Raw genomic sequence first — 21897 nt, forward strand, 5'->3', positions numbered from 1 at the left:
GCACCGTGGCGAGCGCCAGCGCGGTGACCTCGTGCAGCGCGCCGTCGGCCTTGCCGCGGCCGCGCGGGGTACGAACGTGATCGTAGATGTATGCCTCAGGCATGACGCCCTCCTTGATATGAGGATCATAATATATACGGAAGGAAGCGCCGCCGCATGGGTGCGGCGGCAATTTTCAAGGCTTTCTTGTTTGACGCGTTTTCTTCACGCGAACCGTATCCACTTCGCTCGAAAACGCTTCAGAACGCTTCCGCAGCCAGTTCCATCGTGGTGGCGCTGCCGCTCTGGATCCGGGCCAGATGCACGGCGGTCTCCGGCAGCAGCCTCTCCATGAAGAACCGGCCGGTCACGAGCTTGGTGTTGAGATAGGGCGTGGTGCCGGCGGCGGCCTTGTCCTGCGCCACCTTGGCCATCTTCGCCCACATGTAGCCGAGCGCGACGAGGCCGAACAATTTCATGTAGTCGGTCGCGGCGGCGCCGGCATTGTCGGGCTTGGTCAGCGCGTTCTGCATCAGCCAGCCGGTGGCCTGCTGCAGATGGCCGAGCGCGGTGGAGAGCGGGGTGATGAACGGCTTCATCGCCTCCTCAGTGCCATGCTCCTTGGCGAAGGCCGTGACCTCGCCGAAGAACGCCATCGCGGCGCGGCCGCCATCGCGCGGCAGCTTGCGGCCGACCAGGTCGAGCGCCTGGATGCCGTTGGCGCCCTCATAGATCATCGCGATGCGCGCATCGCGAACGAACTGCTCCATGCCATGCTCGGCAATATAGCCGTGGCCGCCAAACATCTGCTGCGCCGAGACCGTGTTGGCGAACCCGGTGTCAGTCAGCACACCCTTCAGCACCGGCGTCATCAGGCCCATGTGGTCGTCTGCGGCCTGGCGGTCCTTCGGGTCGTTGGAGCGGTGCGCGACGTCGCTCTTCAGCGCGGTCCACACCACCATGGCGCGCGCCGCCTCGTTGAAGGCGCGGATGGTGAGCAGCGTGCGGCGCACGTCGGGATGCACGATGATCGGATCGGCGGGCTTGTCAGCAGCCTTGGCGCCGGTCAGCGAACGGCCCTGCAGACGCTCGCGGGCATAGGCGACCGCGTTCTGATAGGCGACCTCGGACTGCGCAAGGCCCTGCACGGCGACGCCGAGACGGGCCTCGTTCATCATCACGAACATGCCCTGCATGCCCTTGTTCTCTTCGCCGATCAGCCAGCCGGTGGCGTTGTCGTAGTTCATCACACAGGTCGAGTTGCCGTGGATGCCCATCTTGTGCTCGATCGAGCCGCAGGTGACGCCGTTGCGCTGCCCGAGCGAGCCGTCGGCGTTGACCAGCACCTTCGGCACGACGAACAGCGAGACGCCCTTGATGCCGGCCGGCGCACCCTCGATGCGCGCCAGCACGAGGTGGATGATGTTGTCGGCAAGATCGTGCTCACCGGCGGAGATGAATATCTTGGTGCCCGTGATCTTGAAGCTGCCGTCCGACTGGCGCACCGCCTTGGTGCGAAGCAGGCCGAGATCGGTGCCGCATTGCGGTTCGGTCAGGTTCATGGTGCCGGTCCATTCGCCGGCGACCATCTTCGGCACGTAGGTCTTCTTCTGTTCGGGGGTGCCGTGCACCAGCAGCGCGGCGGTCGCACCCATGGTCAGGCCGCCATACATCGAGAACGCCATGTTGGCGGAGATCTGGAATTCGTTGACCGCCTGCGACAGCGTCACCGGCAGGCCCTGGCCGCCGAACTCGGTCGGCGCCGACAGGCCGAGCCAGCCGCCCTCGGCGACCTGCTTGTAGGCGTCCTTGAAGCCCTTCGGCGTCGTGACGCTGCCGTCGTCATTGCGCTTGCAGCCTTCGAGATCGCCGGTGCGATTGAGCGGCTGCAGCACCTCTTCGCTGAGCTTGGCGGCCTCGCCGAGAATCGCCTCGCGCACATCGGCCGACGCATCGGTGAAGCCGGGAAGATTGCCGTAGCGATCGATCTGGAAAACGTCGTTGAGCAGGAAGCTGACGTCTTCGACGGGGGCTTTGTAGGTCGGCATGCTGATCTCCCGGCTGGCTCGCGGCCGCATGTGCGACCTATGCTGCGCAGCGTGTCCTTGGGTTTGTTGGAGCGGACCTTATCCGCTTCCGGAGGTCCGCGGCAGGTGCTAGCGAGACTAAAGCGCGATGAGATTAGGTCGGGTTGTTATCGCGCTTTAGCCCTTTGTTTGAGCATGATCTTTTCGGAAAACCGCTTCGCACTTTTCCGGATCATGCTTTACGATTGCGACGTTGCGCCGCTCTGCTTCATCAACTCCTCGCCCATCATCCGATGCAGCAGGTTGATCGCCTTGAGCGGACGCACCATCACCTTGAAATGCGTGATCCGGCCGTCACCATCGAACGTGATGATGTCGACGCCGTTGAGCTTGATGCCATCGATCTCGTTCTCGAATTCGAGCACCGCGCCGCTGTCGCTTCGCCACTCGCCCAAATATTTGAAGGTCGGGCCGCCGAGCACCTTGGCGGCGCTGGTCAGATATTTGAAGGTGATGTCGCGGCCGCGCTGCGGCGTGTGCACGACCGGACTTTCGAACACCGCGTCGGGATGCAGCAGATCCCACAAAGCGGCGGTGTCGTGGGACTTCATGTAGGCGTACCACTTGTCGAGGCCCGGCTTGCTCATTCGGACGTCTCCTGCGGCGGGGTTAAGAAGCCTGAACATCGGCCGCGCGCGACAAGGCGGCACGCCGATCACCATATGCATATTGACGCATATGCACAGCAACGCATAAAGTCAAGCGAACTTCAGAATGACGAACTCGGGAACTCGAATGGAGGTGGGCGTTGGCACTCGGTGACGCAATCCTCGCCTGCCTCACGGAACGTCCGATGACGGGCTATGAGCTCGCGAAGACGTTCGACGCCTCGATCGGCTTCTTCTGGAAGGCCGACCACCAGCAGATCTACCGCGAGCTCTCCCGGCTGCGCGACAAGGGCCACGTCCAAGGCCGCGAGGTGGTGCAGTCAGGCAAGCCCAATAAGCTGGTCTACACCCTGACGGCCGAGGGCCGCGCGGCGCTGAAGCATTGGGCGGCGCGGCCGAGCGTTCCGCCCTCGATCAAGGACGATTTGCTGGTCCGGCTCTACGCGCTCGACTGCGTCGACATCGAACCGCTGCGCACCGACCTGATGGCGCGTTTGGAACATCATCGCGATCGCTATGAGCGCTACGAGCGGCTGCTCAACAAGCGCTTTCCCGACGGCACCGCACCGCCGGCCGATGTCGGCAAGATGCTCAGCCTGCGGCTCGGGATGCGCCACGAGCACATGATGGTGGAGTGGTGCGAGGAGGCGCTCGACGCGCTGTCGGCGATGTCGGGCCGCGGCAATGTGCTGCCGCTCGACGACGGCAAGCGCGAAAGCAACAGCTAGAAACAAACGTCGTCTTGGCTTGCCGCGTTGTCATCGCGTGCAGCGGAATCCGCGTTGCCTGAAAACGATAGGCCTGTCCTGATCCGGCGCAACAGGTTCCCGGATTCCCTAACTTTAAGGCCCGCCAGCTGCATTCCTTAACCCGTTATTTACCGTGAGGGGAAAAAGTCAGCAGCTGAAGCAGACGACCAGCGCAGAATTCGATTGTCTCTTAACGGGAATGCGCGGGGAGGCTGCGGGCGCAGAGTATGGCGCCGGAGTCGGGACCGGACGGAATCATGAATTCGCGCGTATCGTGGAGTGTTGACGGCATCGATCCCTCCGTCCGCGACAGGGCCGAGGCGGCTGCGCGCCGTGCCGGCATGTCACTGAACGACTGGCTCAATTCGACCGTCGGCGAACCGAGCCCGCCGGATTGGCGCACCGAGCAGCGACAGCCGATGCCGAGCCGGGAAAGCCGCGAGGTCGCGGACATCCATCAGCGGCTCGACGCGATCACCCGGCAGATCGAGCAGATTGCAAAACCGATGACGCGTGCTGAAGCGGTGCGCGCCGAAGTGCCGCGCGGCCAGCCCGCGGTCGCACGACAGCTGAACGACGCGATCTCGCGCCTCGATGCGCGGCTGTCGCAGATTTCGCGGCCGCAGCCGGCGCGCGAGCCGCAACCTCAGCCGATGATGCGTGAAGCGCAGATGCAGCGCGAGCCGCAGATCAACGAACGGCAACTGGAGGAGAGGCTACGCCAGGCGGAGGCGGTCGAGCGCGCCGCCGCCCAGGTCTACCGCCCCTCGCCGCCGCTCAGCCCGGCATCGTTCGATTCCGCGATCGCGGAAATCGCCGCGCGCCAGAATGAGCTCGATGGCCCCGCGCCCCGGCAGACGCCACAGCGCAATGCGCCGCCGGTGCAGCAATCGGCGCCGCCGATGGCCGCCTACGCGCCACCGCCCGCGGCGCCGGCTGGCCCAGACTTCTCCTCGCTCGAGCGTCATCTGCTCAAGATCACGAGCCAGATCGAGGCGCTGCAGCGGCCCGACCATATCGAGCAATCGATCGCGTCGTTCCGCGGCGAGCTCGCGGAAATCCGCCAGGCGATCACCGAGGCGATGCCGCGCCGCGCGATCGAATCGATCGAGAACGAGATCCGCTCGCTGCATCACCGGATCGACGAGATCCGTCAGGACAGCAACAACAGCCAGGGCCAGGCGATTGCCGGCATCGAACGCGCGCTGTCGGACATCCGCGAGGCGCTGCGCACGCTGACGCCCGCCGAGCAGCTCACCGGCTACGACGAGGCGATCCGCAATCTCGGCGCCAAGCTCGACATGATCCTGCGCGCCAACGACGATCCGTCGACGGTGCATCAGCTCGAGAGCGCGATCGCGGCGCTACGCGCCATCGTCTCCAATGTCGCCTCCAACGACGCGCTGCTGCAGCTCTCCGGGGACGTGCATGCGCTGGCGGCGAAGGTCGACCAGCTGTCGCAGATGTCGCGCGGGGATTCCTACGGCGACGCTTTCGCCGGGATCGAGCAACGCATTGCGGCGCTGGCCTCGTCGCTGGAAGGCCGCGAGCGGCCGGCCGGCTATGACAATACCGACGCCATCGAGGGCGCACTGCGCTCGCTGTCGGAGCGGATCGACCGCCTGCAGGTCGGCAACGACAGCTCGTCGGCATTCACCCATCTCGAGCAGCGCGTCTCCTATCTGCTCGAGCGGCTGGAGTCTGCCGACCAGCGCTCCGGCAATCTCGGCCGGGTCGAGGAAGGGCTGCATGACATCATGCGGCACCTCGAGGCCCAGCACGCCCATATCGCCTCGCTCGCCGACGCCACCCGCAACAGCGTCAACACATCGGCGCCGCAGCCGATGATGGACAGCGGCATCGTCGATCTGGTGAAGCGCGAGCTGTCCGACATCCGCTTCAGCCAGTCGGAGACCGATCGTCGCACCCAGGATTCGCTGGAGACCGTTCACAACACGCTCGGCCACGTCGTCGACCGGCTGGCGATGATCGAGAACGATCTGCGCACGGTGCGCACCGCGCCGCCGCCGGCTCCGCCTGCCCCCGCACCGGCCGAACCGCGGATGGAGATGCCGCGCGCGGCGATGCAGCCGATCGCGCAGCCCCAACCTGAATCCTACAAGGCTGAATCCTACAGGGCTGAATCGTACCGGCCCGAACTGCCCAATCCTGCGCTGGCGCAGGAACACTTCATGTCCGCGCCGCGCGAATTCCACGCCGCGCAGCCGGTCGAGAGCGCCCCGCCGCCGCTGCCGCCGCGCGCGATCAGCGAGATCCTCGAACCGCATGCGGCATCCGCACGCGCTGCGCTCGCGCCTGAACTGCCGCCGGATCATCCGCTCGAGCCGGGCACGCGCCCGTCGGGCCGGGCGTCGTCGCCGTCGGAGCGGATCGCGGATTCCGAGCGCGCGATCTCTGATCTTCCCGCCGGCAAGAAGGAGCCGGTCTCGACATCGAGCTTCATCGCCGCCGCCCGCCGCGCCGCGCAGGCCGCCGCCGCACAGCCCGTCAACGAGAAGGCCGCGCGCGCAGCGAGCAAGGCTGCCGCCAAGGCCAAGGAGAAGGCCGACAAGGCAGCCAAGGCTGCTGCCGCCAAGTCAGGCGCGAAGGCCGGCGCAGCCGCGACCGAAGCGCCCGAGGCCCAGCCTTCGACCATCACCTCCAAGATCCGCTCGCTGCTGGTCGGCGCGAGCGTGGTGGTGATCCTGCTCTCCACCGCCAAGATGGCGATGAACCTGCTCGACACCAGCTCCGCCCCACAAGTGCCGGCGATCGAGCGCAGCGAGCCGGCCGCGCCCGCCGCGCAGCCGCCCGCCGAGAACTCCATCGCGCCCGCCCCCGCACCGGCCGCGCCGTCCGGCACGCCCGGGCCGTCGATGACCTCGCCGACCCCGCTGGGCCGTCAGTCCAACAACTCGCCGGCGCCGAACACGCTCGACAGCGCGCAGGTGACGATCCCTCAGGCGGCCCCGGCACCCGCCGCCGCGCCGGAGCCGGCCGCGGCACCACTCGCCGCCGCCAGCGATATCACCGGCACGATCCCGACCGCTCCGCCGCTCGGCGGCAAGCTCGCCACGATCCAGATTCCGGCGGGCGAGAAGCTGCCCGACGCGATCGGCGGTCCGGCGCTGCGCACGGCCGCGATCAAGGGCGATGCGGCTGCGGCCTATGAGGTCGGCGTCCGCTATGCCGAGGGCAAGGGCGTGACCGCCAATGTCGACGAGGCCGCCAAATGGTACGGCCGCGCGGCGCAGGCCGGCGTGGTGCCGGCGATGTTCCGGCTCGGCACCTTCTACGAGAAGGGCCTCAGCGTGAAACGCGACTTCGATATGGCGCGGCGCTATTACGTGCAGGCCGCCGAGCGCGGCAACGCCAAGGCGATGCATAACCTCGCCGTGCTCGACGCCGATGGCGGCGGCAAGGGCGCCGACTACAAGAGCGCCGCGCAATGGTTCCGCAAGGCGGCCGATCGCGGCGTTGCCGACAGCCAGGTCAACCTCGGCATCCTCTATGCCCGCGGCATCGGGGTCGAACAGAACCTCGCCGAGTCCTTCAAATGGTTCAGCCTCGCGGCCGCCCAGGGCGATGCCGACGCCGGCCACAAGCGCGACGATATCGCCAAGCGGCTCGACCCGCAGTCGCTGGCCGCAGCGAAGCTTGCGATCCAGACCTTCACCCCCGAGCCGCAGCCGAGCGATGCGGTCAATGTGCCGGCCCCAGCCGGCGGCTGGGACGGCGCACCCGCGCAGCCCGCGGCGGCGAAGTCCGTCAGGCAGCCGTCGAAGCGGACCGCGGCGCTGGCCGCCCCGGCTCACTAAGACAACAATGGCTGCGGCGCCGTGACGGCGCCGCTGTCTTGTCCCTCCACCCCTCCGCCGTGTAGACAGACGCGCAGTCCCGCGCCGATTGCGCAGGCGTTCCGGAGGGTCAGGCTTGTCTGTCGATGATCGTCAGGGTGAAGGAACGGGCCACCGTTCGTCGCCGACCGGTCCCCGCGTCGCGCCGCCGCGCCAGCAACCTTCCCCGTTTGGCGCACAGCGCCAGGCTCCACCGCCTGTCGCACCCAGCGCTCCCAATTCGGGTGGCGTCTTCAGACCCTCGATCTGGTCGGTGACCATCTTCGTCCTGCTGCTGTCCGGCGTTGCGATCCGCGCCTATCGCGAGCTTTCGGAGCCGGGCTCCTGGGATTTCTGGCGCGAGAGCTATGTCGCCGCGACCATGACATCGTCGGTCATTCCCGGTGTCGTCATCGACGGATCGAAGCGGCGGGCACTTGCGATCAGTGGCAGCATCGGCTCGGCCAGCGCGAGCTGGTTCCGCGATCGGCTCGACGAAGCACGATTGTCACCTGATGATGTCGTGCTGCTGTCGTCGCCGGGCGGCGCGTTGGACCAGGCGGCCATCATGGGCGAAGTCATTCGTACCCGCCGGCTCGTCACCGCGGTGGCGACATCAGATGCATCGGGAAAATTGCGTGCCGCCGCCTGCGCCAGCGCCTGCGTTCTGGTTTATGCGGGCGGCGAAACCCGCTATGGCATCGCAGGCTCCCGGCTGGGCGTGCATCGCTTTACCATGAGCAAGCCAGGTGACGATCCCGTGGCCGAAGCTCAGCGCTCGCAGGGTATCGTGCTCAGTTACATGAGAAAGATGGGTATCTCGTCCCGAATCGTCGAGGCGATGTCGCAGACCTCGGACATCCGCTGGCTGGGCACGAGAGAGGCGCTTGCGATGAACCTCATTACCACGCCAGTCGACCAGCCCTGATCCGCGGCGGCCCGCCGTCATTAATCTGAATTATCAACCACGTCCGCAGCCGGGTCGCCACGTGCGGCGAAAAATGCCACCCGGAGCGGAATCTTTAGTCCCTCCCCCCGCTAATTTCGGTTATGCAAGAACGTGGCAATCGACCCGCGTTCGCCTGCTCCTTGCGCGCCGACCGGATTCGTTCAGCCGGAGAATGCCCGACCCGAACGACATCACGCCGTGATGCGGCCTTGCGCCCCAGCATGCGGCGAACCGACAAGAAGCGACGCGCGTGCAGCTCTACCTCCCGATCGCCGACATTCCGGTCAATGTCTTCCTCATCCTGGCGATGGGCGCGGCGGTTGGATTCGTCTCCGGCATGTTCGGGATCGGCGGCGGCTTCCTGATGACGCCGCTGCTGATCTTCGTCGGCATCGCGCCCGCGGTCGCGGTTGCTTCGGTTGCAAGCCACATCGCGGCGTCCTCATTCTCCGGCGCGATCTCCTATTGGCGCCGGCGCGCGATCGACCCGCTGCTGGCGGCGGTGCTGCTGGTCGGCGGCACGCTCGGCACCACGTTCGGGGTGTGGACCTTCACCTTCCTGCGCTCGCTCGGCCAGCTCGACCTGATGATCGCGCTGTCCTACGTCATCCTGCTGACGACGGTCGGCGGGCTGATGTTCTGGGAAGGCCTGCGCGCGATGCTGCGTTCGCGCGGCGGCGGCGCGGTGACGCTGCGCAAGCCCGGCAGCCATGGCTGGATCCACGGCCTGCCGCTGAAGCTGCGCTTCAAGCGCTCCAAGATCTACCTCTCGGTCATCCCGGTGGTCGTGATCGGGCTCATCATCGGCTTCATCGGCGCCGTCATGGGCATCGGCGGCGGCTTCATCCTGGTGCCGTTGATGATCTATGTGCTGCGGGTGCCGACCTCGACCGTGATCGGCACCTCAATGGTGCTCACCCTCGTCACCATGGTGTTCGCCACCATGCTGCACGCGGTGACCAACCATCTGGTCGACGCCGTGCTGGCGCTGATCCTGATGATCGGCGGCGTCACCGGCGCGCAGTTCGGCGCCCGCGCCGGCCAGAAGATCCGCGGCGAGCATCTGCGCCTCCTGCTCGGCCTGCTCGTGCTCGCGGTCGGCATCCGTTTTGCGGTCGAGCTCGTGATCCGGCCGCAGGACCTGTTCAGCATCCGCGAAACCGGCGGAGCCCCGCCATGAGGCTGCACGCGCTGCTTGCCATCGCGGGCCTCGTCGCCGCCAGCCTGGCGGCCGCGCCGGCGCGTGCCGAGCGGCTGATCGTGTCGGTCTCCAACCACCGCGTCACGGTGACGCCGAATTATTCCGGCGGCGAGCTCGTGCTGTTCGGCTCGGTCGAGAAGGACGACAAGACGCCGCCCAATCGCGGCAATTACGATCTCGTCGTCACGGTGTCTGGCCCGCGCGCCGACATGGTGACGCGGCGCAAGGAGCGCAAATTCGGGATCTGGATCAACACCGACTCGCGCCAGTTCCTGCAGGTGCCGGGCTATCTCGCGCTGTTCTCCAATCGCCCGTTCGACCAGATCGCCTCGCCGGAGGTGCAGCGGCGGCAGCAGCTCGGACTCAACAACGTGCTCTTGATGCAGCGGGTCGGCCCCGACTTTGCCGACGTGGTGCCGAACGACCCCTTCCGCAGCGCCTTCGTCCGCCTGCGTTCCGAACACGGCCTCTATCGCGAGGCGACCTCGGCGGTGACGTTCCTGACGCCCACTTTGTTCCGCACCGGCATTCCGCTGCCGGCGGAGGTGCCGATCGGCACCTACAATGTCGAGATCAAGCTGTTCTCCGAGGGCGCGCTGGTGACCAAGACCGAGACCGCGTTCGAGATCGTCAAGGTCGGCTTCGAACAGTTCGTCGCCACCACCGCGCGGCAGAACGGCCTGGTCTACGGCCTCGTCACCGCATTCATGGCGCTGATGACCGGCTGGATGGCCTCGATCGTGTTTCGCAAGGATTGATCAGCCACGCCTCTGCTGCAACGCGCTTTCGAACGCGTCACCGAGGATCGAGAGGCCGAGATCGATCTCGCCGTCGCTGATCGTCAGCGGCGGAGCGATGCGGAATACGCTGCCCATGCCGGGCAGCTGCACGATGTTGGTGCTCAGTCCGAGCTCCATGCAGCGCTGCGACACAAGCGTGCCGAGGGCTTCGTCAGGCTCCTTGCTGAAGCGGTCGCGCACGATCTCGATGCCTTGCATCAGTCCCCTGCCGCGCACGTCGCCGATGCATTCGAACCGGTTCTGAAGGGCGAGGAGCCCGTCCCGCAGCCGCGCACCCGCGATCCCGGCGCGTTCGACCAGTCGGTCGCGCAGGATGATCTCGATGACCTTGAGCCCGACCGCGGCCGGCATCGGGTCCGACACATGCGTGGTGTAGAACAGGAAACCGCGTTCGTGACAGCGCTCCTCGATTTCGGCTGATGTGATGACCGCGGCCAAGGGCAAGCCGGCACCAAGCGTTTTCGACAGGGTCAGGATGTCAGGTACGACGCCATCGCGCTCGAAGGCGAACATGGCGCCGGTTCGCCCGAGGCCGGTCTGCGCCTCGTCGACGATCAGCAGCATACCGCGCGCGCGGCACAATTCCTTCAGCGCGGCGAGATAGCCCTCCGGCAGATCGATCAGCCCGCCGGAGCTAAGGATCGGCTCGGCGATCATGCAGGCAAGCGAGCCGGTCGATTGGCGATCGACGAGATCGAAGGCGTAGGCCAGCTCGGCCCGCCAATCGGACGCATGACCGAAGCGCGGGCGATATGGGTTCGGCGTCGGGATCGCGAGCGAGCCGACCGGCGCGGGACCATAGCCCTTGCGGCCGGCCGAATAGGTCGTCCCCGCCGCGCCTGACGTCATGCCGTGCCAGGACTGCGCGAACGCGACGGTCTCGAAGCCGCCGGTGGCGAGCTTGGCCATCTTGATCGCCGCCTCGTTCGACTCAGCCCCCGTGCTCAGCAGCATGACGCGATCGAGCCCCGGCGGCAGCAGGTCCGCGAGCTGTTCGGCCAATGCGACCACTGGACGGCTCAGCATGCCGCTGAACAGATGGTCGAGCCGCTCGGCGTGCGCGCTGATGGTCTGGACGATCTCGGGGTGGCCGTGACCGAGCACGGCGCTCATCTGCCCCGAGGTGAAATCCAGGATGGCACGGCCGTCGGCGTCATGGACGAAGGATCCGGAGGCCCCCTCGATGATGACGGGCGCGAATGTGCCGCCGTACCGGATGAGGTGACGCCGGGCGCGCTCCCAAAAGGCCTTGTCGTCATTTCCAGCCATCCCCCTCCCCTTTGCTGCTCAGCCGCCGCGATCCAGGCCACCGCAGCGCATCCTATGCGCGCACCGCAGCAAAGAGCTTGCGAATTGAGATGCATTTCATGCCGGCTTCTGCAATCAATTGCGCAAAAGGCGCGAAATGCGAAAGAAATGGGAACCACGGTCGTGATCGACGAGATGGATCGGAAAATCCTCGACGTGCTGCAGGTCGAGGGGCGCATCACCAATCTCGAGCTGGCCGAACGGATCGGCCTCTCGTCCGCACCCTGCATGCGACGGGTCCGGACCCTCGAAGAAGCCGGCGTCATCAATTCCTATGTGGCGCTGGTGGACCCGGCGCGGGTCGGGCTCGGCTTCGACGTCATCGTCGAGGTCCGCCTCAAGCAACAGAACAGGGAATCCTTCACGCGCTTCGAGAAGAAGGTGATCGACCTTCCGGAGGTCGTCGAATGCTGCATGATTGCTGGTGATTGGGATTACTCACTGCGGGTCGTGTCGTCCGACCTCGCCCGCTATCAATCGTTCATCCTCGACCGCCTGATGCATCCGGACACCGATATCGCGAGCTACCGCACCACGATCATCCTGCGGAAGGTCAAATCGACGACCAAGATCGATAGCTCGCTGTTCGCCAAGGATTGAGGCCGCGTAGGTGGGCGGAGCGACTTGTCCGCCGTAGCTCGAAGAGCGAAGGGGGAAGCGATACCCAACATGGATCAGTGCAGCATAGTGATGGGTATCGCTACGCTCCACCCATCCTACAAGTTCGAACTTACAGCAGGAAACCGATCCCCATCGCGATCACGCTGAGCGCCATCGCAGCCGTAGAGAGCCAGCCGAGCCAGTACAGCGACCCGCCGATCACGAAGCGTCCCATGACCGCCTTGTGGCGTGCCATGACCATCAGCAGCACCATCACGGGCACCGCGAGCACACCGTTGATGACCGCACTCCAGTACAGCGCCGAGATCGGATCGATCGGCGTGAAGTTGAGCGCAATGCCGATGCCGCCCGACAGCGCCAGCACCGAATAGAACGCGATCGCCTCCCTCGGCTTGCGCGTCAGTCCGACCGGCCATCGCCGGCCCTCGCCGACCGCGTAGGCCGTCGCGCCTGCAAGCACCGGGATCGCCAGCAGGCCGGTGCCGATGATGCCGAGCGCGAAGATCACCTCGGCGAACGGCCCGGCGATCGGGCGCAAGGCCTCGGCGGCCTGCGCCGAGGTCTGGATATCGGTCTTGCCCGCGGCGTGCAGCGACGCGGCGGCGGTGACGATGATCGACAGCGCGATGACGTTGGAAAACGCCATGCCGGTGATGGTGTCGGCACGAATGCGGAAAAACTCCCTGCGCGCGCCGTAGTGCTTCTCGATCAGTGGATGCTTTGCGAGATCGGCCTGCTGCTCCTCCGCCTCCTGTGAAGCCTGCCAGAAGAACAGATAGGGTGAGATCGTGGTGCCGAGGATCGCGACGATGGTCGTGAAATAATCCGCGCTCCACGTCAGGCGCGGAACCAGCACGCCCGCCAGCGCCTGCATCCATGACACCTTGGCGAATGCGAGCGCCGCGACATAGGCGAACAGGCTCAGCGTCAGCCATTTCAGGACCGCGACGTAGCGCCGGTAGTTCATGAAGATCTGGGCAGCGACCGAGGCCACGCCAAACAGCACGACATAGAGGATAGCCGGGCCGCCGATCAGAAGCTTGGTCGCGTCCGCCATGGCCGAGAGGTCGGCCGCAATGTTGACGGTGTTGGCGATGAACAGCAGCATCACCGCGGCCGCGAGCAGCCAGCCCGGATAGTGCTTGCCTACGTTGCCCGCTATACCGTGCCCGGTGACGCGGCCGACCCGTGCGGAGATTTCCTGGATCGCCGCCATCAACGGAAATGTCATCAGCATGGTCCAGCCGATGCCGTAGCCGAGCTGCGCGCCTGCCTGGCTGTAGGTGCCGATGCCCGACGGATCATCGTCGGCTGCGCCGGTAATCAACCCGGGTCCGAGCGCCTTACAGACGCCCGCCAGGCTGAACGGCTTCGGCCGATCGGCATCGCCCGCCGGCGCGGTGCCGTCTTTGCCATGATGCTTTCGCGATATCGGCCTGTGCTGTGTCATACCGGTCGAGCCATCGCGACAACGAACCGGACCCGACCCGGTTCCAACGATGAAACTCGCACGCGGCCCTCCTGCCCGCCATGCGCTGGATCAAGTCTCCGATGACGGCTCGATGACCGTGGCGACCCCGGGCTCGAGGATGCGCAGACGGCGGCCGAAGCCGAGCGTATCGAAGCTCGCGCGCAGGTCGCTGGCGTTCTGCCGGAAATGCGCCCAGCCGTCGGTATGAACCGGCACGATCACCGCGTCGGCAAAGGCGCGCGCGGTCTCGATCGCGTCGTTGGTGTCCATCGTGAGATGGAACGGGCCGCGGGTTTGCGCCGCGCCTGCAAACGGCAGCACCACGCCGCAATCGAAGCGTCGCGCGACCTCGGCGACGCCGTCGAACCAGGTGGTGTCGCCGCTGACATAGACTGGACGGCCGGGTTTCGCCGCCTCAACCACGAAGCCGATGACGTCGCCGGACAAGGGCTCGATGCCCGCGGGCCCGTGCCGCGCCGGCGTCGCGGTGATGGCAAGCGTCCGCCCGCCTTTCTTCAACGCAGTCGAGGCCCAAGGCGCAAAACCCTCGGCGTTGCCACCGAGCCGCTTGGCGCCGGCCTGCGTCGTCAGCACGCGCTTCGCGCCTTTGAGGAAATCCCGGCCGGAATGGTCGAGATTGTCGGAATGCTGGTCGTGACTCAGCAGCACTGCATCGATCTCACCGACATCGCGCGCACTGAGCGCGGGGCCCGTCAGCTTCTCGAGCTTCACATGCGGCAGTTGATATTCGCCGGGCGCATCGAAGGTCGGATCGGTGAGCAGGCGGAACCCGTCGATCTCGATCAGGGCGGTCGGGCCCCCGATCAGGGTGATGGTGATGCTCACGTTCCACTCCTCTTGGGCGATGCCGCGGCGGGGCGCGTCACCAGGTAAATGCCGAGAGCGACCGGAACGATCCCGAGCAGGTCGCGAAATTCGACATGCTCGCCGAGCACCAGATAGGCGAACAGCATGCCGAGCGGCGGCATCAGGAAGTGATAGGCGCTGGGGGCGGTCGCGCCACACACTTTCAGGAGATGAAACCAGAGCAGATAGGCGAGGATCGAGCCGCCGAGCACGAGGAAGGCGAAGGCGCCGGCGAGCCGCATGCTGGGCACGATGTCACCGAGGCTGGACAGCGTGAAGGCGAACGGCATCACCGCAAGGCCGCCGGCAATGTTCTGGATGCCGTTGCCGATCCACAGGCTGCCTTTCGGCGCCAGCAACTTGAACAGCACCGTGCCGGCGACGATCGAGGCGAGCGAGGCCAGCGTGAACAGGATGCCGTGCGGGCTGTCGGTGCCGACCGTCATGCGATGCCAGACGATGAAGGCAACGCCGACGATGCCGAGCACGAGGCCGACCACCTTGCGCAGAGTCATGCTCTCGCCGAGGAACATGGCCGCCAGCATGGCGGTGAACACCGGATTGGCCGAGACGATCAACGCGCCGAGCCCGGCCGAGACTGTCTTCAATCCGGTATAGCCGAGGCCGAGATAGAGCGCGTTGTTGGCGACGCCGATCACCGCGAACACGGCGACATCGCGCCAGGTAAGGTCCCATTGGTCCCGGCGCAGCCAGGAGATGCCGAGGATCAGGACGCCGGCGAGCGAGAAACGCGCGGCGAGCAGGATCAGCGGCGGGCAGTCGGTGACGCCGATCTTGCCGGCGACGAAAGCGTAGCTCCAGAGCAGGCAGAACAGCGCGATCAGCAGCGGCAGGGTGTTGAAGCGGGCGCGGGGGGCGGCAATTGAAGATGCGGCGGACATGGATTTCTCCTGGGAATTTCTCCCTCGCCCATGATCTAGGCCCACACCTTGATATTTGGAAATTAAATGATAGACTGACATCCAGTGGATTTATGAATGGAGGCTGCGATGCTCGACCTGGAGCTCCTGCGCAGTTTCGTCTCGGTGGTCGATGCCGGCGGCTTCACCCGCGCCGGAGAGCGCGTCCACCGCACGCAATCGACGGTCAGTCAGCAGATCAAGCGCCTGGAGGAGGATGTCGGCCAGCCGCTGTTGATCCGCAGCGGCAAGGACGTCACCCCGACGGACGCCGGAGATCAGCTGCTGACCTATGCGCGGCGGCTGCTGGCGCTGGCCGAGGAGGCGCGTGATGTGGTGTCGCGCGCCGGCAGCGAAGGCGCGATCCGGATCGGCATCACCGAGGATTTTGCCGCCTACCGGTTGACGAGATTGCTCGCGACCTTCTCGCGCAGCCATCCGAATTTGCGCCTCGATGTGCGCTCGGGCCAGAGCCTGTTCCTGTATCGCGATCTCGAGCGCGGCGATCTCGATCTCGCGCTGATCAAGCGCGCAGCCAGCGAGAGAGGCGGCATCGCGGTGTGGCCGGAACGCGTGCATTGGGTGACGAGCAAGAGCCATCCGCGCGACACCACCATCGGCTCGGTGCCGCTGATCGGCTTCGGCTCCGGCTGCCTCTATCGCGCCCACGCCATCCATTCGCTGGAGAGCGCGGGCCGCAACTGGCACATGGCCTACACCTCCTCCAGCCTCGCCGGCATCCAGGCCGCGGTCGCCGCGGGCCTCGGCTTGAGTATTCTTTCGGAAATGTCGATCCAGGCCGAGCATCGCGTGCTGACGGCGAAAGACGGCTTTGCGCCGATCGAGCGGACCGAGGTCGCCCTCGTCGCCGCCCCCGAAGCGAGGCCCGCGACGCTGCGGCTGGCGGACCGGCTGGCGGAGTATTGCGAGAGCGTGCAGGCGAAGGCGGCTTAGGACGGGGCGAAGGCCACGCCGCTACTCCGTTGTCGTCCCTGCGAAAGCAGGGACCCATAAGCACAGGGCGCAGTGAGAGGGCAATCTGGAGCCACAGCCTTGTTCAACAACAAAGCCCTGTGGTTATGGATCCCGGGTCGCGCTTCGCTTGCCCGGGACGACACCGAGTGTTTGGCGTGGGCCAATTTCGATCGTCAATAACACCGCGACGCCACGAACGCGTGGACACGGTTGTCGCCGAGCACGTGGGCCATGAAACCGGGCGATCCGAAAATCCGCGCGAATGCGGCATCGCGGATGCTTAAGCCCCCGGTGTAGGCGCCGAACGCCGGCATCACCGCGCGCTCGCCGTCACTGGCAAAGCAACGCCGCTCGATCGAGCGGCCGCGGGTCGGCACCCGCGCCTTGGGGTGCAGATGGCCGGCGATCTCGCCGCTCGCACCGGTCGGCTCATGGCGGAACACGATCGGCCCGATCGCGACTTCGGTCGCGACCACGCCGCCGAGACTGGACGGCAGCGCCGGATCGTGGTTGCCCGCAATCCAGATCCAGTTCCGCCGCATTTGCAGGGTCGCGAGCGCCTCGCGATCCCCATCCGACAGGCGCGCATGCGCGTCGCGATCGTGAAAGCTGTCGCCGAGCGCTATCACCTGCCGCGGATCGTGCCGCGCGATCACGGCGGCAAGCCGGCTCAGTGTCGCGACCGTGTCGTAGGGCGGCAGCAGCACGCCGCGGCTGGCGAAGCTCGAGCCCTTCTCCAGATGCAGGTCGGAGACCACGAGCAGACTCTGCTCTTCCCAGAACAGCGCGCCGGAAAAATCCGCCACGAAGCCGACATCCGCCACCGTGACCCTGGAAACGCGCATGTCGTCACCGTCTCGCAAAGCTAGCGCGCTTGCCGTCACGTCCTGTTCCCCAAAGTAGTAGCGTTATGTCATAGCCTCCCGCACGAGTTCCTCGGCCGCCTCGGCCAGAAGCTCGTCAGATGCTTCGCCATAAACTGACTCGCGGCCGATTTCCAGCAGCGCGGGGACGGCAAGCGGGGAAACGTGGTCGAGATCCTTGTGGGTGATTCGGCCGTGGATGCGCGACAGCATGTCGCTGAGGCGGCGGAGATCGAGCAATCCGGTGGCGGCATCGCTGCGCGCCGCGCGCAGCAGCACATGGTCGGCCTGGTGCTTGCGCAGCACGTCGTAGATCAAATCGGTCGAGAACAGCACCTGGCGGCGCGACTTCTCCTCGTCGGTGAAGCGGCGCGCGATCAGGCCTGAGATGATCGCGCAGTTGCGGAAGGTGCGCTTCATCAGCGCGGATTCCGCAAGCCACGCCTCGAGGTCGTCGCCGAGCATGTCGGGATCGAACAGCGCGTTGAGATCGAGCTTGCCGGTCCGGATCATGAAGGAGAGATCGCCGACGCCCCAGACCGCGAGCGCATATTCGTTGGCGACGAAGCCGAGCGGACGTGCCCGAGCGCGCTCCAGCCGCCGCGTCAGCAGCATGCCGAGCGTCTGATGCGCGAGCCGGCCCTCGAAGGGATAGCAGACCAGATAATGGCTGCCGCCGCGCGGAAAGGTTTCGACCAGCAGCTCACGCACCGCCGGCACCCGCGAAAACTTCCGCTGCAACGACAGCCAATCGTGCACCTGGTCAGGCAGCGCCTTCCAGGCCCGGCTGTTGTCGAGCAGCTTGCGCACGCGCTCGGCGAGATAGGTCGACAGCGGAAACTTGCCGCCCATATAGGAGGGCACTTTTGCGTCTTTGTCATTGGCGCGAGAGACGTAGACCTGATCTTCAACCAAGGCCTCGTAGCGCACCACCTCGCCGCCAAAGACAAACGTGTCGCCGGGCACAAGGCCCTCGATGAAGACCTCCTCGATTTCACCCAGCATCCGGCCGCCGCGGGCGATCGCGCCGGTCGACCCGTGACCGCCGGCGCGCGAGCGCACCAGCCGCACCTTCAGCATGGTCTCCTCGATGATGGTGCCGACGTTGAGGCGGTAGCTCTGCCGCACCTTGGGATTGGTGACGCGCCAGCGGCCCTGCTTGTCCTGCCTGATGCGCGCGAAGCGCTCATAGGTCTTCAGCGCGTAGCCGCCGGTCGCGACGAAGTCGACCACGTCGTCGAAATCCGTCCGCGACAGCGCTGCATAGGGCGCCGCCGTCCTCACCTCATCATAGAGCTCATCGGACAGGAACGGCTTGCCGCAGGCGCAGCCGAGCACGTGCTGGGCCAGCACGTCGAGCGCACCTAGCCGCAGTGGCGGCGTGTCCTGCGCATTCTCCGCGATGGCATCGATCGCAACGGCGCATTCCAGCACCTCGAAGCGGTTGGCCGGCACCAGCACGGCGCGCGAGGCCTCGTCGAAGCGGTGGTTGGCGCGGCCGATCCGCTGCATCAGCCGCGACGATCCCTTCGGCGCACCGATATTGATGACGAGGTCGACATCGCCCCAGTCGACGCCGAGATCGAGCGAGGAGGTGCAGACCACGCCGCGCAGGCGGCCGGCAGCCATCGCGTCCTCGACCTTGCGACGCTGCGCGACGTCGAGCGAGCCGTGATGCAGCGCGATCGCAAGCCCGTCGTCGTTCATGCGCCAGAGATCCTGGAACAGCATCTCGGCCTGGCTGCGGGTGTTGACGAACACCAGCGTGGTCTTGTTGCGCTTGATCAGCTCGTAGACCTCGGGCAGCGCGTGGCGCGCGCTGTGGCCGGACCATGGCAGCCGTTCCCGGGTGTCGAGCATCTCGACCACCGGCGGCGCAGCGCCGCCGGCGATGACGACGTCGGCGGATGCGCTTGCGCCGCCCGGCTGCGGCACCAGGAAGCGCGCGAGTTGTTCCGGCTCGGCCACGGTTGCCGAGAGACCGATGGCACGCGTCTGCGGCGCGATGGTCCAGAGCCGCGCGAGCCCGAGCGACAGCAGGTCGCCGCGCTTGGAGGTAACCAGCGCGTGCAGCTCGTCGAGCACGATGCGCTTCAGCGACGAGAACAGGAACGGCGCGTCGTCGGAGGCGAGCAGCAGCGCCAGTTGCTCCGGCGTCGTCAGCAGAATGTCAGGCGGATAGCGCCGCTGCCGCTGCCGTCGCGACACCGGCGTGTCGCCGGTGCGGGTCTCGATCCGGATCGGCAGCCCCATCTCGGCAACCGGCGTCTCCAGGTTGCGCGCGATATCGACCGCTAGCGCCTTGAGCGGCGAGATGTAGAGCGTGTGCAGCTCGGAGCTGCGACGAACCGAGCGGCCAGTGGAGACGACGGTCCTTCTTCGCTCCGTAGCACTCGCTGGTAGGGCTCCCTCCCCCCTTGCGGGGGAGGGTTGGGGAGAGGGGTAAGCCGTATCGCTCGGAGCAAGCGGCATACCCCTCTCCCGCCGCCCTGCGGGCGTCGACCTCCCCCGCAAGGGGGGAGGTGGCGATCGAGTATGCGTCGACTGGAATTCACCTCTTTCGTCGCTCTCCCCACTCAATTCCACTAACGTCGGCAAGAACCCCGCCAGCGTCTTGCCCGCACCAGTGGGCGCGATCAGCAGCGCGGAACGCTCCTCGCGCGCCTTCGCCAGCAGCGCGAGCTGATGCTCGCGCGGTGACCAGCCACGTGAGGCGAACCAGTCGCGAAACCGGCGCGGCAAGAGATCGGCCGTTTCCGACGGCGGGACGGAAAAGAGATCGAGCGTCGACACGCCCAAGAGGTAGGCGGTTCAGACGGTTTCGTCGAGGGCGGGACGGAAATGGCGGCAGGTGGCAAGGGGTCGCCCCGCAAACCGCGAAGCGTCATGGGGTCACCTCGCCCCGCTTGCGGGGAGAGGTCGGATCGCATCGCCAGATGCGATCCGGGTGAGGGGGTACAGGTCTATCAATCCGTACCGCCTGGCGGATGGAGCCCCTCACCCCGCCCTCTCCCCGCAAGAGCGGGGCGAGGGGGACGAGAGAGCGGGTGCGTAAACCCTACTCCGTCATCGGCTCGCCGGAGAGGTCCCAATCCTTGCCGTTGAAGATCGAGACGTAGAGCGTCTTCATCGGCGTGTAGTCGTCGGGCGTATAGCTGTAATTGATGCCGTCGAGGAAATAGGGCGAGTGGAAACCGGCCAGCGTGGTGGCGTGCTTCAGCACGTTGGCGCGAGTCAGATCGTCGCCGCAGCGGCGCAGGATTTCGCCCATCGTCGCCGCCTGGCCGTAGCCGGCGAAGGCGATGGTGTTGTCGGGGTCGATGTTCGGCAGGTACTTCTTGCGCAGCTCCTCGAACGCGACCACGTCCGCATCCTTCTCGTAGCGCGGCACGCCGACTTCCTTGTTGTAGCGGATCGCGACGATGTCCTTGGCGTTCTCGAGGCCCGCGGCGCTCAGGATCGAGCGGCCGGTCGAGCCTGCCGACAACAGCTGCAGCGGCTTCCAGCCGAGCTCGGCCACCTTGCGGATGGACTGCGACGTCGCCTTGCCTGTCGTGATGTTGTAGAAGACGTCGGCGCCCGACTTCGAGAGATTGATGAGCTGGGAATCGACCGTTGGATCGGTGAGATCGTAGGTCTGCTCCATGATCACCTGTGCCTTGCCGCCGGCATCGGCCAGCACCTTCTTGAATGGGCCAAGGAAGTCGCGGCCGAAATCGTCGTTCTGATAGAGGATGCCGATCTTGGCATTCGGCTTCACGCTGACGACATGCTTGGCGAGGATGCGCGCTTCGGTCGGATAGAGCGGCAGGCCCGCCATGGTCCACTTGAAATTCTTCGGGTCGTTCCACTTGGAGGCGCCGGTGTTCAGCAGCAACTGCGGCACGCCCTTGGAATTGAGATATTTGTGCACGGCGGTCTGCGGCGCGGTACCGAGCGAGCCATAGAGCGCCAGCACCTCTTCCTGCTCGACCAGGCGCCGCGTCGCCTCGACGCATTTCGGCGCGCTGTAGGCGTCGTCCATGGTGAGGAATTTCACCTTGCGGCCGTTGATGCCGCCCTTGTCGTTGAGCATCTGGAAATAGGCTTCGCCGACGCGGCCGAGCACGCCATAGAGCGAGCCGGGACCGGAATGCGGCACGGTCTGGCCGAGCTTGATCTCGGTGTCGCTCGCACCCGGATCGTACTTCTTGTCCGCGGCCCGGACGAAGGGCGCCGGCAGCACAGACGCTGCGATGACGGATAATGCAGTGGCGCCGAATTCGCGCCGCGTATGTTTTTTCATTGTTTCTCTCCCTGAGGCGAAAGCTCTCTCGCACTCCGCCCAGCGCCGGGCAAGCGCGAAGTCACAACTGTGTGGCGCAATGCCGCGCCACGGCAAATGCGTAGCGTGTAGACTCAAGTTTGAACGGGAGATGTATGGATCGCTTTCTTATCCTCCCCTGGAGGGGGAGGATCGGTTCGCATGTAATGCGAACCGAGGTGGGGTGAAGGTCTGTCCAATCGGGCATTGCCCGTGTTGAGAGATCACCCCACCCCGCTTCGCATTTCGCTTCGCTCGCTGTGAGCCGACCCTCCCCCTCCAGGGCAGGGCTATCGCATGTGGCCGAGGAGTTCGAAGAGGAAGGCATCGTTCCATCCGGCGCGCTTGAGCTTGCCACGC

The 21897-nt window shown here is 66.0% G+C and carries 16 protein-coding genes; 7 read left to right on the forward strand and 9 right to left on the reverse strand.

Annotated elements, in window-relative coordinates; genetic code table 11:
• Window positions 1-239 precede the first annotated feature (239 nt).
• Together QMZ05_RS34225 and QMZ05_RS34230 are read right to left on the reverse strand one after the other, a co-directional pair.
• Entirely contained in the window at window positions 240-2027 is a 1788-nt protein-coding gene (locus QMZ05_RS34225; protein ID WP_353704758.1) for an acyl-CoA dehydrogenase C-terminal domain-containing protein, read from the reverse strand.
• A 218-nt stretch (window positions 2028-2245) separates the two neighbouring features.
• Entirely contained in the window at window positions 2246-2653 is a 408-nt protein-coding gene (locus tag QMZ05_RS34230; protein WP_353704759.1) for a nuclear transport factor 2 family protein, read from the reverse strand.
• A gap of 161 nt (window positions 2654-2814) precedes the next feature.
• Here QMZ05_RS34230 and QMZ05_RS34235 point away from each other — a divergent pair, with 161 nt between their 5' ends.
• From QMZ05_RS34235 to QMZ05_RS34255, 5 genes are all read left to right on the forward strand, one after another.
• Window positions 2815-3402, forward strand: a complete 588-nt coding sequence (locus QMZ05_RS34235; protein WP_353704760.1) for a PadR family transcriptional regulator — start codon at window positions 2815-2817, stop codon at window positions 3400-3402.
• Window positions 3403-3680: 278 nt separating this feature from the next.
• Window positions 3681-7241, forward strand: coding sequence for a hypothetical protein (locus tag QMZ05_RS34240; RefSeq protein ID WP_353704761.1), 3561 nt, complete (start codon window positions 3681-3683; stop codon window positions 7239-7241).
• Window positions 7242-7533: 292 nt separating this feature from the next.
• The gene (locus QMZ05_RS34245; RefSeq protein ID WP_353704762.1) at window positions 7534-8187 is read left to right on the forward strand and encodes a hypothetical protein; all 654 of its coding nucleotides are present in this window, start codon (window positions 7534-7536) and stop codon (window positions 8185-8187) included.
• A gap of 271 nt (window positions 8188-8458) precedes the next feature.
• Window positions 8459-9388 carry a sulfite exporter TauE/SafE family protein gene (locus QMZ05_RS34250; protein WP_050422235.1) on the forward strand — a complete coding sequence of 310 codons (930 nt, stop codon included), beginning with the start codon at window positions 8459-8461 and terminating at the stop codon, window positions 9386-9388.
• Complete coding sequence (locus QMZ05_RS34255) at window positions 9385-10167, forward strand: TIGR02186 family protein (protein ID WP_353704763.1); 783 nt, start codon at window positions 9385-9387, stop codon at window positions 10165-10167. Before QMZ05_RS34250 ends, QMZ05_RS34255 begins: the two co-directional genes overlap by 4 nt.
• Here QMZ05_RS34255 and QMZ05_RS34260 read toward each other — a convergent pair whose 3' ends face one another.
• Window positions 10168-11478, reverse strand: a complete 1311-nt coding sequence (locus tag QMZ05_RS34260; protein ID WP_353704764.1) for an aspartate aminotransferase family protein — start codon at window positions 11476-11478, stop codon at window positions 10168-10170. It abuts the gene before it with no gap.
• Between the two features lie 147 nt (window positions 11479-11625).
• Between QMZ05_RS34260 and QMZ05_RS34265 the strand changes: the two genes are divergently transcribed.
• The gene (locus QMZ05_RS34265; RefSeq protein ID WP_353704765.1) at window positions 11626-12117 is read left to right on the forward strand and encodes an Lrp/AsnC family transcriptional regulator; all 492 of its coding nucleotides are present in this window, start codon (window positions 11626-11628) and stop codon (window positions 12115-12117) included.
• Between the two features lie 130 nt (window positions 12118-12247).
• Here the strand turns inward: QMZ05_RS34265 and QMZ05_RS34270 are convergent, their stop codons facing one another.
• The 3 genes from QMZ05_RS34270 to QMZ05_RS34280 all read right to left on the reverse strand — a co-directional run bounded on the left by QMZ05_RS34270 (window position 12248) and on the right by QMZ05_RS34280 (window position 15378).
• Window positions 12248-13588, reverse strand: coding sequence for a divalent metal cation transporter (locus QMZ05_RS34270; protein WP_353704766.1), 1341 nt, complete (start codon window positions 13586-13588; stop codon window positions 12248-12250).
• A gap of 90 nt (window positions 13589-13678) precedes the next feature.
• Window positions 13679-14455 (reverse strand): MBL fold metallo-hydrolase, encoded by a 777-nt coding sequence (locus QMZ05_RS34275; RefSeq protein ID WP_353704767.1) that lies wholly within the window; start codon window positions 14453-14455, stop codon window positions 13679-13681.
• Window positions 14452-15378, reverse strand: coding sequence for a DMT family transporter (locus tag QMZ05_RS34280; protein ID WP_353704768.1), 927 nt, complete (start codon window positions 15376-15378; stop codon window positions 14452-14454). Before QMZ05_RS34280 ends, QMZ05_RS34275 begins: the two co-directional genes overlap by 4 nt.
• A gap of 108 nt (window positions 15379-15486) precedes the next feature.
• On the opposite strand from QMZ05_RS34280, the gene QMZ05_RS34285 reads away from it, so the two are divergent.
• Window positions 15487-16350: a LysR substrate-binding domain-containing protein gene (locus QMZ05_RS34285; RefSeq protein ID WP_050422253.1), complete on the forward strand. Its 864-nt coding sequence runs from the start codon at window positions 15487-15489 to the stop codon at window positions 16348-16350.
• 194 nt (window positions 16351-16544) lie between these two features.
• On the opposite strand, the gene pdeM is transcribed toward QMZ05_RS34285, so the two are convergent.
• From pdeM to QMZ05_RS34300, 3 genes are all read right to left on the reverse strand, one after another.
• Entirely contained in the window at window positions 16545-17216 is a 672-nt protein-coding gene (gene pdeM / locus QMZ05_RS34290) for a ligase-associated DNA damage response endonuclease PdeM (protein ID WP_353704769.1), read from the reverse strand.
• Window positions 17217-17279: 63 nt separating this feature from the next.
• Window positions 17280-20027, reverse strand: a complete 2748-nt coding sequence (locus QMZ05_RS34295) for a ligase-associated DNA damage response DEXH box helicase (protein ID WP_353704771.1) — start codon at window positions 20025-20027, stop codon at window positions 17280-17282.
• A 265-nt stretch (window positions 20028-20292) separates the two neighbouring features.
• The gene (locus QMZ05_RS34300; RefSeq protein ID WP_353704770.1) at window positions 20293-21519 is read right to left on the reverse strand and encodes an ABC transporter substrate-binding protein; all 1227 of its coding nucleotides are present in this window, start codon (window positions 21517-21519) and stop codon (window positions 20293-20295) included.
• Window positions 21520-21897: the final 378 nt, after the last annotated feature.

The organism is Bradyrhizobium sp. INPA03-11B (genome assembly GCF_040446015.1).
Classification (GTDB): domain Bacteria; phylum Pseudomonadota; class Alphaproteobacteria; order Rhizobiales; family Xanthobacteraceae; genus Bradyrhizobium; species Bradyrhizobium macuxiense_A.